Annotated in this window: 16 protein-coding genes; 10 read left to right on the forward strand and 6 right to left on the reverse strand. The window is 71.3% G+C overall.

What is annotated here, in order from left to right; all coding sequences use genetic code 11:
• Position 1 precedes the first annotated feature (1 nt).
• From thrC to argS, 4 genes are read right to left on the reverse strand one after another with little or no spacing between them, the layout of a single operon-like run.
• Entirely contained in the window at positions 2-1,105 is a 1,104-nt protein-coding gene (gene thrC, locus C4K88_RS02115) for a threonine synthase (protein ID WP_104119966.1), read from the reverse strand.
• Positions 1,106-2,437, reverse strand: coding sequence for a homoserine dehydrogenase (locus tag C4K88_RS02120; RefSeq protein WP_104119967.1), 1,332 nt, complete (start codon positions 2,435-2,437; stop codon positions 1,106-1,108).
• Positions 2,434-3,975, reverse strand: coding sequence for a diaminopimelate decarboxylase (gene lysA / locus C4K88_RS02125; RefSeq protein ID WP_241521657.1), 1,542 nt, complete (start codon positions 3,973-3,975; stop codon positions 2,434-2,436). Before lysA ends, C4K88_RS02120 begins: the two co-directional genes overlap by 4 nt.
• A gap of 5 nt (positions 3,976-3,980) precedes the next feature.
• Entirely contained in the window at positions 3,981-5,630 is a 1,650-nt protein-coding gene (gene argS / locus C4K88_RS02130; protein WP_104119969.1) for an arginine--tRNA ligase, read from the reverse strand.
• Positions 5,631-5,846: 216 nt separating this feature from the next.
• Between argS and C4K88_RS02135 the strand changes: the two genes are divergently transcribed.
• From C4K88_RS02135 to C4K88_RS02175, 9 genes are all read left to right on the forward strand, one after another.
• A complete protein-coding gene (locus C4K88_RS02135) occupies positions 5,847-6,383 on the forward strand; it encodes an FMN-binding protein (RefSeq protein WP_241521658.1) in 537 nt (178 codons plus the stop codon).
• Positions 6,384-6,393: 10 nt separating this feature from the next.
• The gene (locus tag C4K88_RS02140; protein WP_104119970.1) at positions 6,394-7,254 is read left to right on the forward strand and encodes an FAD:protein FMN transferase; all 861 of its coding nucleotides are present in this window, start codon (positions 6,394-6,396) and stop codon (positions 7,252-7,254) included.
• Complete coding sequence (locus tag C4K88_RS02145; RefSeq protein WP_104119971.1) at positions 7,251-8,762, forward strand: FAD-dependent oxidoreductase; 1,512 nt, start codon at positions 7,251-7,253, stop codon at positions 8,760-8,762. Before C4K88_RS02140 ends, C4K88_RS02145 begins: the two co-directional genes overlap by 4 nt.
• 89 nt (positions 8,763-8,851) lie before the next feature.
• Positions 8,852-9,256, forward strand: a complete 405-nt coding sequence (locus C4K88_RS02150; protein ID WP_104120297.1) for a VOC family protein — start codon at positions 8,852-8,854, stop codon at positions 9,254-9,256.
• Between the two features lie 94 nt (positions 9,257-9,350).
• Entirely contained in the window at positions 9,351-9,791 is a 441-nt protein-coding gene (locus tag C4K88_RS02155) for an SRPBCC family protein (protein WP_104119972.1), read from the forward strand.
• A 202-nt stretch (positions 9,792-9,993) separates the two neighbouring features.
• Entirely contained in the window at positions 9,994-10,752 is a 759-nt protein-coding gene (locus tag C4K88_RS02160) for a LamB/YcsF family protein (RefSeq protein ID WP_104119973.1), read from the forward strand.
• Positions 10,749-12,398: a 5-oxoprolinase subunit B/C family protein gene (locus C4K88_RS02165; RefSeq protein ID WP_104119974.1), complete on the forward strand. Its 1,650-nt coding sequence runs from the start codon at positions 10,749-10,751 to the stop codon at positions 12,396-12,398. Before C4K88_RS02160 ends, C4K88_RS02165 begins: the two co-directional genes overlap by 4 nt.
• A gap of 11 nt (positions 12,399-12,409) precedes the next feature.
• Complete coding sequence (locus tag C4K88_RS02170) at positions 12,410-14,164, forward strand: acetyl/propionyl/methylcrotonyl-CoA carboxylase subunit alpha (protein ID WP_104119975.1); 1,755 nt, start codon at positions 12,410-12,412, stop codon at positions 14,162-14,164.
• Between the two features lie 32 nt (positions 14,165-14,196).
• Positions 14,197-14,883: a GntR family transcriptional regulator gene (locus C4K88_RS02175; protein ID WP_104119976.1), complete on the forward strand. Its 687-nt coding sequence runs from the start codon at positions 14,197-14,199 to the stop codon at positions 14,881-14,883.
• Between the two features lie 13 nt (positions 14,884-14,896).
• Here C4K88_RS02175 and C4K88_RS02180 read toward each other — a convergent pair whose 3' ends face one another.
• A complete protein-coding gene (locus C4K88_RS02180; protein ID WP_104119977.1) occupies positions 14,897-15,682 on the reverse strand; it encodes a putative hydro-lyase in 786 nt (261 codons plus the stop codon).
• 17 nt (positions 15,683-15,699) lie between these two features.
• Positions 15,700-16,917 (reverse strand): NRAMP family divalent metal transporter, encoded by a 1,218-nt coding sequence (locus C4K88_RS02185; RefSeq protein WP_104119978.1) that lies wholly within the window; start codon positions 16,915-16,917, stop codon positions 15,700-15,702.
• Between the two features lie 181 nt (positions 16,918-17,098).
• Between C4K88_RS02185 and C4K88_RS02190 the strand changes: the two genes are divergently transcribed.
• Positions 17,099-17,596 carry a tetratricopeptide repeat protein gene (locus C4K88_RS02190; protein WP_241521659.1) on the forward strand — a complete coding sequence of 166 codons (498 nt, stop codon included), beginning with the start codon at positions 17,099-17,101 and terminating at the stop codon, positions 17,594-17,596.

Raw genomic sequence — 17,596 nt, forward strand, 5'->3', positions numbered from 1 at the left:
GTCAGTCCTCGAGTCCCAGGGCGGCGGCGACGCTCACGACGTCGAACTCCACCTTCGTGGGCTCGACGTCGGCGCCGTCCGCTGTGCGCAGCGCCCACTGGGGGTCCTTGAGGCCGTGGCCGGTGACGGTGATGACGATCGTCTTGCCCTGCGGGACGAGGCCTTCGGCGTGCTTCTTGAGCAGGCCGGCGACACCCGCGGCGGAGGCAGGCTCCACGAAGACGCCCTCGCGGGAGGACAGCCAGCGGTGGGCGTCGAGGATCTCCTCGTCGGTCACGGCCTCGATGAGCCCGCCGGACTCGTCCCGCGCGGCGATCGCGAAGTCCCACGACGCCGGGTTGCCGATGCGGATGGCGGTCGCGATGGTGTCCGGCTCGGTGATCGGGTGCCCCTTGACGAGCGGCGAGGCGCCCTCCGCCTGGAAGCCCCACATGATCGGGGTGTGCGTCGCGACGGCCGGGAGCTCCCCGTGGTACATGGAGTCGTAGGGCGCGGCGTACTCCTTGTAGCCCTTCCAGTACGCGCTGATGTTGCCCGCGTTGCCCACCGGCATGAGGTGGTAGTCCGGGGCGTCGCCGAGGGTGTCGACGACCTCGAAGGCTGCCGTCTTCTGTCCCTCGAGGCGCGCGGGGTTCACGGAGTTCACGAGGAACACCGGGTACGCCTCCGCGAGCTTCCGGGCCACGTCGAGGCAGTTGTCGAAGTTGCCGTTGACCTGCAGCAGCTGCGCCCCGTGCGCGATGGCCTGGCTCAGCTTGCCCATCGAGATCTTGCCGTCCGGCACGAGCACGGCGCACGTGATGCCGGCCTGCGTGGCGTAGGCGGCCGCCGAGGCGGAGGTGTTGCCCGTGGACGCGCAGACGACGGCCTTCGCGCCGGCGGCGACGGCGGCTGTCATCGCCATGGTCATGCCCCGGTCCTTGAAGGACCCCGTGGGGTTCATTCCCTCGACCTTGAGGTAGACGGCGGATCCCGTCAGCTCGCTCAGGTGACGGGCGTGGACGAGCGGGGTGCCGCCCTCGCCGAGGGTGATGACCTCGGTGGCGTCGGTGACAGGCAGGCGTTCGGCGTATTCGCGGATGACTCCGCGCCACTGGTGGGCCACTTAGATTCCCTCTACTCGGAGCACGGATGAGACGGCGGTGATGACGTCGAGCGCGGCGACCTGCGCGACGGTCGCGGCGAGGGACGCCTCGGGCGCGCGGTGGGTGACGATGCGCAGCTCAGCGGTGGTGCCGCCGTCGGGCCCGCCCTGGTGGATGCGCTGGCGCATGGTCTCGATGGACACGCCGTTCTCGGCGAAGATCTGCGCGATCCGGGCGAGGACGCCCGGCTGGTCCGCGACCTCGAGACCGATGCAGTAGCTGGTGCGGACGGTGTCGATGCTCAGCGGCGGGACGTGCCCGGTGGTGGTCTCGGTGCGGCCCGGGCCGCCGAGCACCATGCGGCGCGCGGCACTGATGACGTCGCCCAGCACGGCCGAGGCCGTGGGGGTGCCGCCGGCGCCCTGGCCGTAGAACATCAGCTCCCCGGCGTTCTCCGCCTCGATGAACACCGCGTTGAAGGCTCCGTGGACGGCGGCCAGCGGGTGGGTGCGCGGCAGCAGCGTGGGGTGGACCCGGACGCCGATCCCGGCCGCGCCGGCGTCGTCGGTGAGGATCTCCGCGATGGCCAGCAGCTTGATGACGTAGCCGTCCTCCGCCGCGGCCGCGATGTCGTCGGCCGTGACCGCGGTGATGCCCTCGCAGTGGACGTTCTCGAGGGCGAAGCGGGTGTGGAAGGACAGGGAGGCGAGGATCGCGGCCTTCGCGGCGGCGTCGTGGCCCTCGACGTCGGCCGTCGGGTCCGCCTCCGCGTACCCGAGGTCCTGGGCGGCCTTCACCGCGTCCGCGAAGGACGCACCCGTGGAGTCCATCTGGTCGAGGATGTAGTTGGTGGTCCCGTTGACGATGCCGAGCACGCGCGTGATGCGATCGCCGGAGAGGCTGTCCCGGATGGGGCGCAGGATCGGGATGGCGCCTGCGACGGCGGCCTCGTAGGAGAGCTGGACGCCGGCGGCGTCGGCCTGCTCGTAGAGTGCCGGGCCGTCCTGGGCGAAGAGGGCCTTGTTGCCGCTGACCACGGTGGCGCCGTGCTCGATGGCGCGGAGGATCAGGGACTTGGCGGGCTCGATGCCGCCCATGAGTTCGATGACGATGTCGGCGTCCTCGACGAGCTTGTCGGCGTCGAGCGTCAGGAGCCCGGCGGGCAGGTCGACGTCGCGCCGGGCGTCGAGGGTGCGGACGGCGACCCCGACGAGTTCGAGGGGCGCTCCGGCGCGGCGGCCGAGGTTCTCCGCGTCCTCGAGCAGGATGCGGGCGACCTGCGAGCCGACGGTGCCGCAACCCAGCAGGGCGACGCGGAGGGGCTTGCGGGAAGGCGTGGCTGGCGTGTTCATGCGGTCCGTGGTGCTCCTGGTTCCGGGGTGGGTGAGGCGGGGTCGTGCGAGGCCGGTTCGCGCTCGACGTCCCTGCGGAACAGGTCCTCCTCGGTCTCGCCGCGCACGATCAGCCGGGCCCGGCCGTCGGCCACCGCCACCACGGGCGGGCGCGTCAGGTAGTTGTAGTTGCTCGAGAGCACCCAGCAGTAGGCTCCGGTGCCCGGGACGGCGAGGAGGTCACCGGCTCCGGTGTCCTCGGGGAGGTAGACGTCCCGCACCACAATGTCACCGCTCTCGCAGTGTTTCCCAACCACGCGGGAGAGCACCGGGGCCGCCTCCGGCGTCCTGGACGCCAGGACGGCCGAGTAATCCGCGCCGTAGAGCACCGGGCGGGCGTTGTCGCTCATGCCGCCGTCCACCGACACATAGCGTCGCGGGTGCGTAACGGAGGTGTCCTGCAGTTCCTCGGAGCCGTTCGCCGCGGCGTCCACGCGCACGGTCTTCGTGGTGCCGGCGGTGTACAGCGTGAACGTCGTGGGACCGACGATGGCACGGCCCGGTTCGATGGAGATCCGCGGGACCTGCAGTCCCAGCTCACGGCAGGTCGAGCCGACGACGGACGCCATGGCACGGGCGATCTCCGCCGCCGGACGCGGTTCGTCCTCCTCGGTGTAGGCGATGCCGTAGCCGCCGCCGAGGTCGAGTTCGGCGAGTTCGACGCCGTGCCGGTCCCGGACCTCCGCGAGGAAGCCGAGGAGCCTCTGCGCCGCCAGCTCGAAGCCCTCGGACTCGAAGATCTGCGACCCGATGTGGCAGTGCACGCCGAGGAGGTTGATGCCCGGGTGCGCCAGGGCGTCCGCCACGGCGCGCGCGGCGGGCGAGGCGTCCTCCCCTGCGGCCTGGCCGGGGCCCTGCTCGGTGGTGAGCGACAGGCCGAACTTCTGGTCCTCGTGCGCCGTGGCGATGAATTCGTGGGTGGAGGCGTGGACGCCCGGCGTCAGGCGGAGCATGACGTTGGCGCGGCGGCCGCGCTGCACGGCCAGGTCGCCGACGAGCGCGACCTCCTGCAGGCTGTCGACGACGATCCGGCCGAGGTCGGCGTCGATGGCGCGTGTGATCTCCGCCGCGGACTTGTTGTTCCCGTGCAGTCCGAGCCGGGAGCCGGGCATGCCGGCACGGAGTGCGACGGCGAGTTCCCCGCCGGAGCAGGTGTCCAGGCCGAGGCCTTCCTCGCGGACCCAGTGCGCCACCTCGGTGCACAGGAAGGACTTGCCGGCGTAGAACACATCCACTCCGCCGCACAGGTCGCGGAAGGCGTCGTCGAAGGCGTCGCGGAACGTCGCGGCGCGCGAACGGAAGTCGCGTTCGGACATCACGAACAGCGGGGTGCCGTACTCGGCGGCGAGATCCGCGACGGACACGCCGTCGATCCGCAGCACGCCATCGGTCCCGCGCTCCACGTCCTCGGCCCACAGCTTCGGCTCCAGCCGGGACTGGTCCTGCGGGAGGGAGAGCCAGTGGGGCGCGAGCGGTGACGCTTCGTTCGATACGGGCACGACCGTCACATCCGCTCCGGCGCGGAGACGCCGAGGAGGTCGAGGCCGTTGGCGAGGACCTGCTGGGTGGCGTTGTTCAGCCAGAGGCGTGAGCGGTGGACGTCCTCGACGGGCGCGTCACCGAGCGGGGCGACGCGGCAGGCGTCGTACCAGCGGTGGTAGGTCCCGGCGATCACCTCGAGGTGGCGGGCCACGCGGTGCGGCTCGCGGAAGGTCGCGGCCTGCGCGACGACGCCGGGGAACTGGCCAAGGGCGGCCAGCAGTTCGCCCTCCGTGGGGTGGCTCAGCGAGGCCGCGTCGAAGGAGCCGGTGTCCACGCCGGCCGAGACCGCGTTGCGGCCGACGGCGTGGGTGCGGGCGTGGGCGTACTGCACGTAGAACACGGGGTTCTCGTTGGTGCGCCGGGTCAGTAGATCGAGGTCGATGTCGATGTTCGAGTCCGCGGAGAACCGGGCGAGGGTGTACCGAGCGGCGTCCACGCCGACGGCGTCGACGAGGTCCTCCAGCGTCACTACCGTGCCGGCCCGCTTGGACATGCGGACGGGTGCGCCGTTCTTCATGAGGTTCACCATCTGGCCGATGAGCACCTCGACACTGTCGGGGTCATCGCCCAGGGCCGCGGCGGCGGCCTTCAGGCGGGCCACGTACCCATGATGGTCGGCGCCCAGCATGATGATGTTGAGGTCGAACCCCCGGCGGCGCTTGTTGACGAAGTAGCCGATATCACCCGCGATGTACGCCGGCGCACCGTCGGACTTGATGACGACGCGGTCACGGTCGTCACCGAAGTCGGTCGACCTCAGCCACCAGGCTCCGTCCTCGAGGAAGAGATTGCCTGATTCCTTCAGCTGCTCGAGCAGGCCGCCGACGAAATTGTTCTCGAACAGCGAGTGCTCGTGGAAGTAGACGTCGAAGTCCACTCCGAAGTCATGGAGCGAGGCTTTGATGTCGGTGAACATGAAGTCGACGCCGACCGCACGGAAGCACTCGATGGCGTCTTGCTCTGAGAGCGTCAGGATGTCGGGCTCAGCGGCGACGACACGCTGCGCGATGTCCACGATGTACTGGCCACCGTAGCCGTCATCGGGGGCGGGCCTGCCTGCGGCGCTCGCGTGGAGCGAGCGTGCGAACCGCTCGATCTGGGCGCCATGGTCATTGAAGTAGTACTCACGCACGACGGTGGCGCCCTGTGACTGCAGCACGCGGGCGAGGGCGTCTCCCACCGCAGCCCAGCGCGTCCCACCGATGTGGATCGGGCCTGTCGGGTTGGCCGAGACGAATTCGAGGTTGATCTTCTGGCCCGCGAGCGCCTCGTTGGTGCCGTAGGCCGGCCCCGCCTCGACGATGGTGCGGGCCAGCTCGCCGGCCGCTCCGGCGTCGAGCGTGATGTTGAGGAAGCCGGGGCCGGCGATCTCCACGCTCTTCACGCCGTCGATGCCGGCGAGGCGTTCGCTGAGGATCTGGGCGAAGTCGCGGGGGTTCATCCCCGCCTTCTTGCCGAGCTGCAGGGCGATGTTCGTGGCCCAGTCGCCGTGCTCACGGTTCTTCGGCCGCTCCACACGCACCTCCGAGGGGAGGTCGATCGTGAAGTCGCCGGCGTCGACGGCGGCCGTCAGGCAGGCGGAAATAGCGGCAGAGAGTTCTTCGGGAGTCACCCGACCAGCATAGCGGCGCGGTCCCGGCCGCCCGGGGTTTCGTGACGTGGGTCAAGTGTCCGTGAAAGCATGCGAGGGAACCGTCCGCATCGGCCGTGGATACGAAGCACCATGGAGAGCGTTGGATCGAGCAGAGATGTCGGTTGCAGGTTCGACACTTCCCGACATGCCGAGCGCCCGCCCCGTATCGCCGCGGCACCCCGACAGGAGCACCCAGTGACCAGAACAAGCCCCACCCGACCCGCCGCCCGCACAGCGGCCGGCACGCACGGCGTCCCCCGCCACAAAAGGGTGCTGACGGCACTCGCCGCGGTGTCGATCCTCGGCGCTGCGGGCTGCGCCGGCGCGGAGGCCGAGGAGCCTCCCGCAGGAACCCCGGCATCCGAACAGCCGATGACCGACGCCACGACGCCGGCGACCGGTGGAGCCGCCGAGGGTGCCGGAACCGCCGGTGGAACCTACAAGGACGGCACCTACTCCGACACGGGCGCCTACCAGTCCCCCGCCGGGCAGGAGGAGGTGGGCGTGACGCTCACCCTCGAGGCCGACGTCGTCACCGCCGTCGAGGTGGAACCCATGCCCGACAACCCCACCACCACCGAGTACCAGGGCCGCTTCGCGGGCGGCATCGCGGATGCCGTCGTCGGCAAGAAGCTGGACGAGCTCTCCGTGGACAAGGTAGCCGGCTCGTCCCTGACGAGCGGCGGGTTCAACGACGCACTGGGCAAGATCAAGAGCGAAGCCCGGCTCTAGGCACGCCGACATGGCGGATTCCTTCAGCTTCGAGGCGATCGGCACCGCCTGGCGCGTGGACACCGGCGCGATACTCACGTCCGGTCAACGGGCCCGGCTGCTGCACCTCGCCGAGGAGTACGACGCCCTCTACTCGCGGTTCCGCACCGACTCCCGCGTCACCGCACTCGCCGCTGCCGGCGGCTCGCTGCCCCTGCCGCCCCACGGCGCGGAGCTCGGTCGCCTGCTGCGGACGCTCTACGACCTCACGGACGGCGGCGTCTCGCCGCTCGTCGGCGACCCCCTCACCGCGCTGGGCTACGACGTCGGCTACTCCCTGACGCCCACGCGACCGCCCGCCCCCGCCCGTGCCTGGGACGACGTCCTGACCTGGACGGACGAGGGCCTCACGCTGCAGGAGCCCGCGATCCTGGACATCGGGGCGGCCGGCAAGGGGCAGCTCGTGGACCTCATGCTGGAGTACCTGAGCGCCGAGGGCCACGAGGACGTGATCGTCGATGCCAGCGGCGACATGCGCCGGGCCGGCGAGGGCACCATCACCGTCGCCCTCGAACACCCCTACGACCCGTCGTCGGCGATCGGCGCGGTGAGCCTGGGGACCGGCGCACTGTGCGCGTCCGCCTCGAACCGCCGCGTATGGGGCGACGGCCTGCACCACGTCCTGGACGCGAGGACCGGGCGGAGCGTGGACACCGTCGTCGCCACCTGGGCCCTCGCCGCGGACGCGATGACGGCCGACGGCCTGTGCACGGCCCTGTTCCTCACCGATCCCACAGACCTCGCGGAGGCGTTCGCCTTCGACTACGTCCTCATGTACTCGGACGGACGAGCCCGCTGTTCCGCACCCCTCGCAGGAGCCCTGTTCTCATGACCGCAACACTCGACGGCCTCCTGGGCCGCATGACCATGTACCGGCTCACACTGACGCTCCTGCTGATCCTGACCGTGCAGGCGCTGATCCTCTCGCTGGCCGGCCTGCTCGCATTCACCCCCGCCGAGATCGGCGGCACCCTCGTGGCCGCCGTCGGCGGCACGATCATCGGCACCCGGCTGATGGCGCTGATCCTCCGGCTCCGGCCCCACGGCGAGTCCTCGCTCATCACCGGGCTGATCCTCTTCCTGATCATGTTCCCCTCGGACACCGGAGCCGGCCTCGGCGGGATCCTCGCAGCGGGCGTGGCGGCCGGCGCCTCGAAATTCCTCCTGGCCGTCCGGGGACGCCATGTCTTCAATCCGGCCGCGACGGGCGCGGTCGTCGCCACCCTGCTCGGGGTGGGGGTGGCCGGGTGGTGGGTCGCGAACGCCTTCATGCTCCCCGTCGTCGCGGTCGGCGGTGCGCTCCTGCTCTACCGGACGCGGAGGCTGTCCATGGCGGCCGTGTTCCTCGCGGTCACCATCGGCCTCCTGCTCTACGGACTGGTGCAGAACGGGATGATGCCCGGAGCCGGCCTGCAGCTCGTCCTCACCTCGTACCCCGTCCTGTTCCTCCTCGGCTTCATGCTGACCGAGCCGCTGACCCTGCCACCGCTGCGGTGGCAGCAGGGGCTCGTCGCCGCCGTCGTGGGCGTCGTGTTCGCCCTCCAGCTCTCCGTCGGTCCGGTGTTCCTCGGACCCGAGTTCGCCCTCGTGCTCGGCAACGCCGTCGCCTTCGCCATGGGGCAGCGCCGCGGCGTGCGGCTCTCCCTCGCCGGGAAGCGGCAGCTGACGCCCACCAGCACGGAACTGGTCTTCGAACCCGCGCGCCCCGTGCGTTTCCGGGCCGGCCAGTACATGGAGCTGGACCTGCCGCACCGCGGCGCCGACAGCCGCGGCAGCCGCCGGACCTTCAGCATCACCTCCGCGCCCCAGCAGCATGACGCCGTGACCTTCGGCCTGCGGACCACCGAGGCAGGCAGCTCCTTCAAGACCGCCCTCCTCGACCTCCCGGACGGCGCGCGGGTCACGGGAACACTCGTCGGCGGTGACTTCCACCTGCCCCGCGACCCGGCGGTCCCCCTGCTGCTGGTCGCCGGCGGCATCGGGGTGACCCCGTTCATCAGCCAGCTCCGCGACCTCGCCGAACGCGGCGAGGAGCGCGACGTCGTCCTCGTGTACGCGGTGCGCAGCGAGCAGGAGATCGCCTTCCGCGACGAGCTGGCGGCCCTGGGGACGCGCGTCCTGCTGTTCCTGCCCACACCCGGTGACACTCCGGCCCTGCCCCGGGAGTGGACCCTCGCGGGGGCCGAGCCGACGGCGGAAGCGCTGCGCGCGGCGGTGCCGGATCTTCCCGGGCGGAGGGTCCTCGTCTCGGGCTCCCCCGCGTTCATCGGACGCCTCCGCGCGGCGATGCGCACGGCGGGCGTCCGGCGGGTGACGACGGACGCCTTCCTGGGCTACTGAGCCCAGGATCCGCTGCCCTCCAGCCCTTTCCGACGCCGGTCATGCGGCCTACGCTGGACCGCACGGTCGGCGAGGAGAAGGAGCGAGCCATGGAGATAGCCCTGACGAGTCTGTTCGTCGACGACCAGCGGGAGGCGCTCGCCTTCTACACCGATGTGCTCGGGTTCGTGAAGCGCCAGGACATCCCGCTCGGAATGCATTCGTGGCTCACCGTGGTGTCCCCCGAAGCGCCGGACGGGCCCGAACTGCTCCTGGAGCCGTCCCACCACCCTGCCGTGAAGCCGTACCGGGAAGCCATGATCCATGACGGCATCCCCCTCGCCCAGTTCGCGGTCGGGGACGTCGAGGCCGAGTACGCCCGGCTGGCCGGCAGGGGCGTGGTCTTCACCCAGCCGCCGCTCGACATCGGCGCCGCCGTCGTCGCGATCTTCGACGACACGTGCGGCAACCTCATCCAGCTCATGGAACCGAAGCCGGACGAGGACCCTTCCTAGCCCGAGCACCGATGATTTCCGCGGGGGTGCGCCGTCGAAGAAGTACGGCGACCGCACGGCGTCGAACCATTCGCCCGGATCGGAAGGCCCCACCATGAGTGCATCAGTCGGTTCCACCGTCACCCGCACGTTCGCAGCACCGCCCGAGGCGGTCTTCGACGCGTGGGTCACCCCGTCGTCGTTCACGACCTGGTGGGGTGGCAGCGGGATCGAGGTCCCCCTCGAGTCCGTAGCCATGGACGTCCGCCCCGGCGGCACCTGGCGAGCCACGATGATCCTGGGCGGCGACATGCCCGATTTCCACTGGCGGGGCGAGTTCGTCGACGTCGACCGCCCGCGAAGGCTGTCGATGACCATGACCGATGAACCCGGCGAGGCACGCGAGCTCCTGAGCGCGACGTTCACCGCCGTCGACGACGGTACCGAGATGGTGTTCAGCCAGACGGGCGGCCATCTGTCGGCCGAGCAGTACGACGCCACCACGGCGGGCTGGCAGTTGGCCTTCGACACGCTGGACACGGTGCTCCTGTCCTGACGTCGTCCGTTCTCGTGTTCGCCACCCGGCAGGACGGCGAGTGGTTCACGCTGACGCCGTTCGACGGCACGCTGCCCTCCAAGCAGGAAGCGGTCGAGACCCTCACGAGGTGACGCGCGGAAAGTCGAGCACGAATTATTGTTGAACAATCTCCCTGGGTCGGGCATCCTGAAGGAACTACCCAGCAGAGACGAGGATCACAGTGATTTCCATCGACCTCAACAGCGACGTCGGCGAATCGTTCGGCAACTGGACGATGGGGGACGACGCCGCGATCTTCGGCTCCGTCTCCAGCGCCAACGTCGCGTGCGGCTTCCACGCCGGAGATCCGTCCATGATCGCGCAGACCTGCCGGGACGCCGTGGCCGCGGGGGTGACCATCGGCGCCCACGTCGGTTACCGCGATCTGGCGGGGTTCGGCCGCCGCTTCCTGGACTGCTCTCCCACCGAACTGGCCGACGACGTCCTCTACCAGCTCGGCGCCCTCGACGCGATCTCGCGGGCGGCAGGCGGCACCATCCGCTACGTGAAGCCGCACGGTGCCCTCTACAACACCATCGTCACCCACGAAGTCCAGGCCCAGGCCGTGGTGGACGCCGTCAGGGCGTTCGGCGGCGACCTCCCGCTGCTGCTCCTCCCCGGCTCCGTGGCGCTGAAGGCTGCGGAGGCGGCAGGCCTCCGCGGGGTGGCCGAGGCCTTCGCCGATCGGGCCTACAACCCGGACGGCACCCTGGTGTCCCGCCGCGAACCCGGCGCGGTCCTCCACGACGAGGACGCGGTCGCAGCCAACATGGTCCGCCTTGCGACCGACGGCGTCCTCATCGCCCGCGACGGCTCGACCATCAGGACCACGGCGGAAAGCATCTGCCTCCACGGCGACACCACCGGCGCGGTGTCCATGGCCGCCGCCGTCCGCCGCGACCTCGAGGCCGCCGGCGTCGACATCCGGAGCTTCGTGTGAGACCTCCCGGGATCCGCTGGGCCGGACCGCGCGCCCTCCTGATCGACCTGGAATCACTGGGTTCCGTCCTCACCGTCCACGCGCACCTGCAGGAGCACCCGCTCCGCGGGCAGGTCGACGTGCTCGCCGCCGCCCGGACCGTCCTGGTCGTCTTCGACTCCGGCGCCGACGCCCGCGCCGCCCGCGCCGCCGTCGCCCAGCTGGACACGGCGCCCAGGACGGACGCAGGCGCGGCCGGTGATCCGGTCCGGATCGAGGTGGTGTACGACGGCGACGACCTCGCCGAGGTGGGCCGCCTCACCGGCCTCGGCCCCGACGCCGTCGTCGCCGCGCACACCGGCCAGCTGTGGACCGCCGCGTTCGGCGGGTTCGCCCCGGGCTTCGCCTACCTGGTCGGGGAGAACGAGTCGCTCACGGTCCCCCGCCGCACCACGCCCCGCACCGCGGTCCCCGCCGGGGCAGTGGCGCTGGCGGGCAACTTCTCCGCCGTCTATCCGCGCCGCTCACCCGGGGGCTGGCAGCTCATCGGGCGGACCGCATCCCGGATGTGGGACCTCGACCGGGATCAGCCGGCCCTCCTCCGACCGGGGACCGCCGTGCAGTACGTGGCCGTGCGGGAGTCCGTGACGCTCGTCGATCCTGCCCCCGCTTCGGAGGCCCTCCAGGAGATCCCCATCGGGCAGGACCACGCCCTGGAGGTCCTCGCCCCCGGACCGCAGTCGCTCATCCAGGACCTGGGCCGGCCCGGACTCGGCGACGCAGGCGTCTCGAAGGCCGGCGCCGCCGACACCGCGAGCGCCCGGCAGGCCAACCGGCTGGTCGGGAACGCACCCGGTGACGCCGTCATCGAGACGGTCCTCGGCGGCCTCACCGTCCAGGCCCGCGGGGAACTGACCGTCGCGGTGACCGGTGCCTGGACGCCCGTCGGGATCAGCGGCGACCGCACCACGCGCCCGGCACCCATGTGCACCCCGTTCGCCCTGCACGACGGCGAGACGCTCCGCCTCGACGTGCCCGACGCCGGGCTGCGCACCTACCTGGCGATCCGCGGCGGCATCGACGTGCCGGAGGTGCTGGGCAGCCGGTCGACCGACGTGATGTCGGGGATCGGTCCGGCCCCCCTCGCGGCGGGAACCGTCCTTCCGATCGGCGCGACGGACCGCGGCCGCACGGTCGGCGCTGCCGAGCCCTCGACGCTGCCCGACGCCCTCCGGCCCGGCGCGCAGGAACCGGTGGTCCTCCGCATCACCGGCGGTCCTCGCCACGACTGGTTCACCGACGCGTCCCACACGGCACTCACCGACCGGCACTGGACCGTGACCGCCGAGTCGAACCGGATCGGGGTCCGCCTCGCGGTCGGCGCCCCGGACGACGCCACCGGCACACCGCTGGAACGCCGCACCGCTGATGAACTGCCCAGCGAAGGGGTCGTCGCCGGATCGCTGCAGGTGCCGCCCTCGGGCCTGCCGGTGCTCTTCCTCGCCGACCATCCGGTGACCGGCGGATATCCGGTGATCGGCGTCGTCGTCCCCGAGGACCTGCCCGTCGCCGCGCAACTGGCGCCCGGCACCACGCTGAGATTCCAGGCCGTGGATCCCGAGACCCTGCACCCCACCCCCCATCCGCTCGCCACCCGACGCCCGTGAAAGCAGAAGCCATGAAGAAGGTCCTGATCGCCAATCGCGGGGAGATCGCCGTCCGCATCGCCCGCGCGTGCTCCGACGAGGGGCTCACCTCGGTGGCCGTGTACTCCGACCCCGACGCCGACGCCCTCCACGTCCGCCTCAGCGACGAGGCCTACGCACTGGCCGGATCCGCGAGCGCCGACACGTATCTCGACATGGACAAGCTGCTCGCCGTCGCCGCGAAGTCCGGCGCCGACGCCGTCCACCCCGGTTACGGCTTCCTCTCGGAGAACGCCGACTTCGCCGACGCGGTGCAGGACGCGGGACTCATCTGGGTCGGCCCGTCGCCGGACGCGATTCGGAGCCTCGGCAACAAGGTCACCGCCCGCGAGATCGCGGTCAAGGTGGGCGCCCCGCTGGTCCCCGGGTCCGACGGACCTGCCGCGAACGCCGAGGAGGTCCGCGCCTTCGCCGAGCAGTACGGTGTCCCCGTCGCCATCAAGGCCGCCTACGGCGGCGGCGGCCGCGGCATGCGCATCGCCTACCGGATGGAGGACATCGACGACGCATTCGATTCGGCGGTCCGTGAGGCGACGGTCGCGTTCGGCCGCGGTGAATGCTTCGTCGAGCGGTTCCTCGACAAGCCGCGGCACGTCGAGGCGCAGGTGCTGGCCGATACGCACGGGAACGTCGTCGTCGTCGGGACCCGCGACTGCTCGCTGCAGCGCCGCAACCAGAAGCTGGTCGAGGAAGCCCCCGCACCCTTCCTGACCGACGGCCAGCGCACCCGCATCCACGAGTCGGCGCGCGCCATCTGTCGCGAGGCCGGCTACACCAGTGCCGGGACCGTCGAGTACCTGGTGGCACCCGACGGCGTGATCTCCTTCCTGGAGGTCAACACCCGCCTGCAGGTGGAGCACCCGGTGACGGAGGCGACGTCGGGCATCGACCTCGTCCGTGAACAGTTCCGCATCGCCGACGGCCTGCCCGTCAGCATCACCGAGGACCCGGCACCCCGGGGCCACGCCATCGAGTTCCGGCTCAACGCCGAGGACGCCGGCCGCGGGTTCCTGCCCTCCCCCGGGCCGGTCGACGTGTTCGAGGCCCCCACCGGGGCCGGGATCCGCGTCGACACGGGGGTGCGGTCCGGGTCCCGTGTCCCCGCCGAGTACGACTCCCTGATGGCCAAGCTCATCGTCCACGGCGAGGACCGCCCGCAGGCGCTCCGCCGTGCCCGCGCCGCCCTCGACGAGCTGCGTATCGAGGGCCTCCCCACGGTGGTCCCCTTCCACCGCGCCGTGGTCAGGGACGCCGACTTCACCGACCCCGACCGGCTCGGGGTCTACACGACGTGGATCGAAGCGGCGTTCGCGGGACGCCTGGAGGCCGCCCTCTCGAGCGGGACGGCCGGGCAGGTGGCCCGCCGGGAGACCCTGACCGTGGAGATCGACGGGAAGGCCGTACAGCTGGGGCTCCACGCCGAGGTCTTCGCCGCGCTGATGAGCGGCGGCACCGGCGGGCCGGGCGCCGTCGTCCCGTCCGCCGATCCGACGACGAACGACGCCGGCACGGTCACCGCCTCGATGGGCGGCACCCTGGTGACGTGGCTGGCCGACGACGGCGCGACCATCGGCGCCGGGCAGCCCGTCGCGGTGCTCGAGGCGATGAAGATGGAGACCGAGGTCCTGTCGACGGTCGCCGGTACCTTCCGGCGCGGCGGGCAGGAGCCGGGCGCCGCCGTCGCGCGCGGCGAGGTGCTGGGCGAAGTCCTCGGGGTGGTCGGCTAGCATCGGTTGGTGACGAGGTACGGGGGACGACCATGGCGATGAAGGCAGCAGCGGAGTTCGATCGCGCGACGGCGGCCGAGCACGCGCACACCGCGGTGTGGATCGCCACCGTGCTGCGGGGCCGCATCGCCGCCGGGGAGCTCACGCCCGGGTCGAAGCTGTCGGAGCAGGCGCTGTCGAGCGCGCTCGGTGTCTCACGCAACACGCTGCGCGAGGCCTTCTCCACGCTCGCCGGCGAATCGATGGTCACCCGGATCCCCAACCGCGGTGTGTTCGTGGCCTCCCCCGGGGTCGAGGAGGTGCGCGAGATCTACCGCGTCCGCCGGATGATCGAACCCGCCGCCGCCCTGTGGGGCGAGGTCACCCCCGAGGCCCTCGACACCATGGAGGCCATCGTCCGGCGGGCACAGGAAGCGCGCGACGCCGGCTCCGTCGCCGACATGGCCGACGCCAACCAGGCCCTGCACCGGGCCGTGGTCGGCCTGACCGGAAGCGGCTCCCTGCAGACGCTGATGGACCGCGTCCTCGCCGAGATGCGCCTCGTGTTCCACGCCATGGCCTCGACCCCGGACTTTCACAGCCACTACGTGGACCGCAACGTACGGCTCGTCGAGCGGCTCCGGGCCGGGCGGCGGGACGAGGCGGCCTCGGGCCTGAGCGCCGACCTGGACGTCGCCGAGGCCGAACTCCTGGACCGACTCGCCGACGCGTCCGGGTAGGACCCAGCCCGGCTCAGGGCACCAGGTAGTCGCTGTCCCGCGCGTCGGTGATGAGCATGTGCCCCGGCGCGTGGCCGATGGCCAGCGGCGGACGCGACTGCATCACGGCCGCCTGCGGAGTCACCCCGCAGGCCCAGAACACCGGCAGGTGCCCCTCGGGGATCCGCACCGCGTCACCGAAGTCCGGTGACCTCAGGTCCACCCCCAGTTCCTCCGGATCGCCCACGTGGACCGGTGCGCCGTGGACGGCCGGATAGCGCGAGGTGATGCGGACGGCGTCGGCCACCTGCGCCGCCGGGACCGGGCGCATCGACACCACCAGCGGGCCCGCCATGGCACCGGCGGGGGCGGCCTGCCGGTTCGTCCGGTACATCGGCACGTTCACGCCCTGGTCGAGATGCGCGATCCTGACGCCGCCGTCCTGCAGCGCCGCCTCGAAGGTGAAGGAGCACCCGAACAGGAACGTCACCAGGTCATCGCGCCAGTGGGCCGAGACGTCGGCGGGCTCGTCCACCAGCACGCCGTCGTGGTAGACCGTGTACTTCGGGACGTCGGTCCGGATGTCACCGCCGGCGAGCAGCGGCCCGGAGGTCTCGCCGGGCTCCAGCACCCCGAGGACCGGGCACGGCTTGGGATTGCGCTGGGCGAAGAGCAGCAGGTCGAAGGCCTGCTCCCGCGGGATCGACAGCACGTTCACCTGCGCGTAGCCGCGGGACCAGCCCGACGTCGGCGTCACCAGGCCGGCGCGGAAGGCGGCCCGCGCGTCGGCGGGCAGCACCGCCGCCGGATCGGCGGGCATCCCCCGGGGCGGCGTCCTCAGCCCCATAGCTTCGCCAGCCCGGTGAGTGCGGTGTAGCCGAGGAAGAGGGTCAGGAACCAGGTGGCGACGCCGACGATCAGCAGCCATTTCGGGTAGGCGTACCCGTTCATCAGATCCCTGCGGCGCCAGGCCACCCAGAGCAGCACACCGAAGCCGACCGGCAGGATCAGGCCGTTGAACGCGCCGGCGAAGATCAGCAGCTCCTGGGGCGCCTGCCCGAGGAGGAGGTAGGCCACGCCGCAGCCGGCGATGAAGACGACCGTGATGAGGTTCCGTCGGCGTTCAGGGGTCTTCGAGGTGGTGATGAAGGAGACCGAGGTGAACGCGGCGCCGATCACCGAGGTGAGCGCGGCGGCCCAGAGGACGATGCCGAAGACCCTCATACCGATGTCGCCTGCTGCGACACCGAAGGCTTCGGCGGCCAGGTTGTCGCTCGTCAGCACGGCCCCGCCGGCCACGACGCCGAAGATCGCCAGGAACAGGAGCACCCGCATGACGCCGGTGACCAGGATGCCGAGCACCGAGCTGCGGGTGATCTGCTTGACGTGCTCGACGCCCGTGGCACCGGAGTCCAGCATGCGGTGGGCACCGGCGTAGGTGATGTACCCGCCCACGGTGCCGCCCACCAGGGTGGTGATGATGAGGAAGTCGATCTGTTCCGGGAGGACCGCGTTCTTGAGCGCCTCCCCGACGGGCGGTGCGGCGACGACGGCCACATAGATCATCAGCAGGATCATGACCGCACCGAGGAGCACCACGATGCGGTCCAGCGCCAGGCCGGCCTTCTTGCTGACGAAGACCAGAATGGCGATGCCCGCGGAGATGGCGCCCCCGATCTTGGGGTCCATCCCGAGCATCGCGTTGGCCCCGAGTCCGGCGCCGGCGATGTTGCCGATGTTGAAGACCACGCCGCCGATGAAGACGAGTCCGGCGAGGAACCAGCCGATGCCGGGAAGGACCTTGTTGCCGAGCTCGTGGGCGCGGAGTCCCGAGACGCCGATGACGCGCCAGACGTTCATCTGGACGGCGATGTCGATGAGGATCGACGCCAGGATGGCGAACGCGAACGCCGCACCGATCTGGACGGTGAACACCGTGGTCTGGGTGATGAAGCCCGGCCCGATGGCGCTGGTGGCCATGAGGAACATGGCTCCCAGCAGTGCGGTGCGCCGGGCGGAGGAGCTCAGCGTCGGTCTGTTCTCGGTAGTTGCCATGGGCCCGTCCGTTGCGTCGAGGTGACCGGAGTCACGTTGCGTGGTCGAGACGACCCTACAGGTTGTTGAACAACTTTCGGCCGGCGATTGGCTCTTGCGCGAACTCCTTCGGACTGCAACCCGCCGCTCGTCGGCCGGGCGCATCCCCGGCCCTGTCCGCACGGCATGGGACGCTGTCGGGATGGCTGACGCAGCGTGGCACCACACCATCGACCGCTTCTACGAGCAGGAGTTCGACGACGCCGATCCGCAGGGCTCGAGCACGAGGATGCGGGAGCTCGTCGCGGGCAGGCCCGACGACGACGCCGAGGCGCTCTTCGAGCTGGCGGGCGTCCACGACGCTCTCGGGCTCGAGGACGAGGCGATCCCGCTGTATCGGCGGGCCATCGCGGCGGGGCTGGAGGGCGAGAGCGCGCGCCGCGTCTCGATCCAGCTGGCGAGCTCGCTGCGGAACGTCGGCAACTCCGCCGAGGCCGTGGCGATCCTCGAAGCGATGCCGGATGCCGGCGTCGACGAAGGGGCGCGCCAGGCCTTCCTCGCCCTGGCGCTGCACGACGAGGGCCGCCACGGGGACGCCCTGAGGACTGCGCTGCTCGCCCTCATCCCCACCCTCGACGGCTACAGGCGGTCCCTCACGGAGTACGCGGAGGAACTGCCGGGCACTGTCGGGAACGGCTGA

This window comes from Arthrobacter pityocampae, from assembly GCF_002927275.1.
In the GTDB taxonomy this organism is placed as follows: Bacteria; Actinomycetota; Actinomycetes; order Actinomycetales; family Micrococcaceae; genus Arthrobacter_D; species Arthrobacter_D pityocampae.

What these genes read in the sequence shown, in the direction of transcription:
- C4K88_RS02120 (WP_104119967.1), bottom strand. Translation starts at nt 2,437, where the DNA reads ATGAACACGCCAGCCACGCCTTCCCGCAAGCCCCTCCGCGTCGCCCTG.
- C4K88_RS02140 (WP_104119970.1), top strand. Translation starts at nt 6,394, where the DNA reads ATGGCGGATTCCTTCAGCTTCGAGGCGATCGGCACCGCCTGGCGCGTG.
- C4K88_RS02145 (WP_104119971.1), top strand. Translation starts at nt 7,251, where the DNA reads ATGACCGCAACACTCGACGGCCTCCTGGGCCGCATGACCATGTACCGG.
- C4K88_RS02150 (WP_104120297.1), top strand. Translation starts at nt 8,852, where the DNA reads ATGGAGATAGCCCTGACGAGTCTGTTCGTCGACGACCAGCGGGAGGCG.
- C4K88_RS02155 (WP_104119972.1), top strand. Translation starts at nt 9,351, where the DNA reads ATGAGTGCATCAGTCGGTTCCACCGTCACCCGCACGTTCGCAGCACCG.
- C4K88_RS02170 (WP_104119975.1), top strand. Translation starts at nt 12,410, where the DNA reads ATGAAGAAGGTCCTGATCGCCAATCGCGGGGAGATCGCCGTCCGCATC.
- C4K88_RS02175 (WP_104119976.1), top strand. Translation starts at nt 14,197, where the DNA reads ATGGCGATGAAGGCAGCAGCGGAGTTCGATCGCGCGACGGCGGCCGAG.
- C4K88_RS02180 (WP_104119977.1), bottom strand. Translation starts at nt 15,682, where the DNA reads ATGCCCGCCGATCCGGCGGCGGTGCTGCCCGCCGACGCGCGGGCCGCC.
- C4K88_RS02185 (WP_104119978.1), bottom strand. Translation starts at nt 16,917, where the DNA reads ATGGCAACTACCGAGAACAGACCGACGCTGAGCTCCTCCGCCCGGCGC.
- C4K88_RS02190 (WP_241521659.1), top strand. Translation starts at nt 17,099, where the DNA reads ATGGCTGACGCAGCGTGGCACCACACCATCGACCGCTTCTACGAGCAG.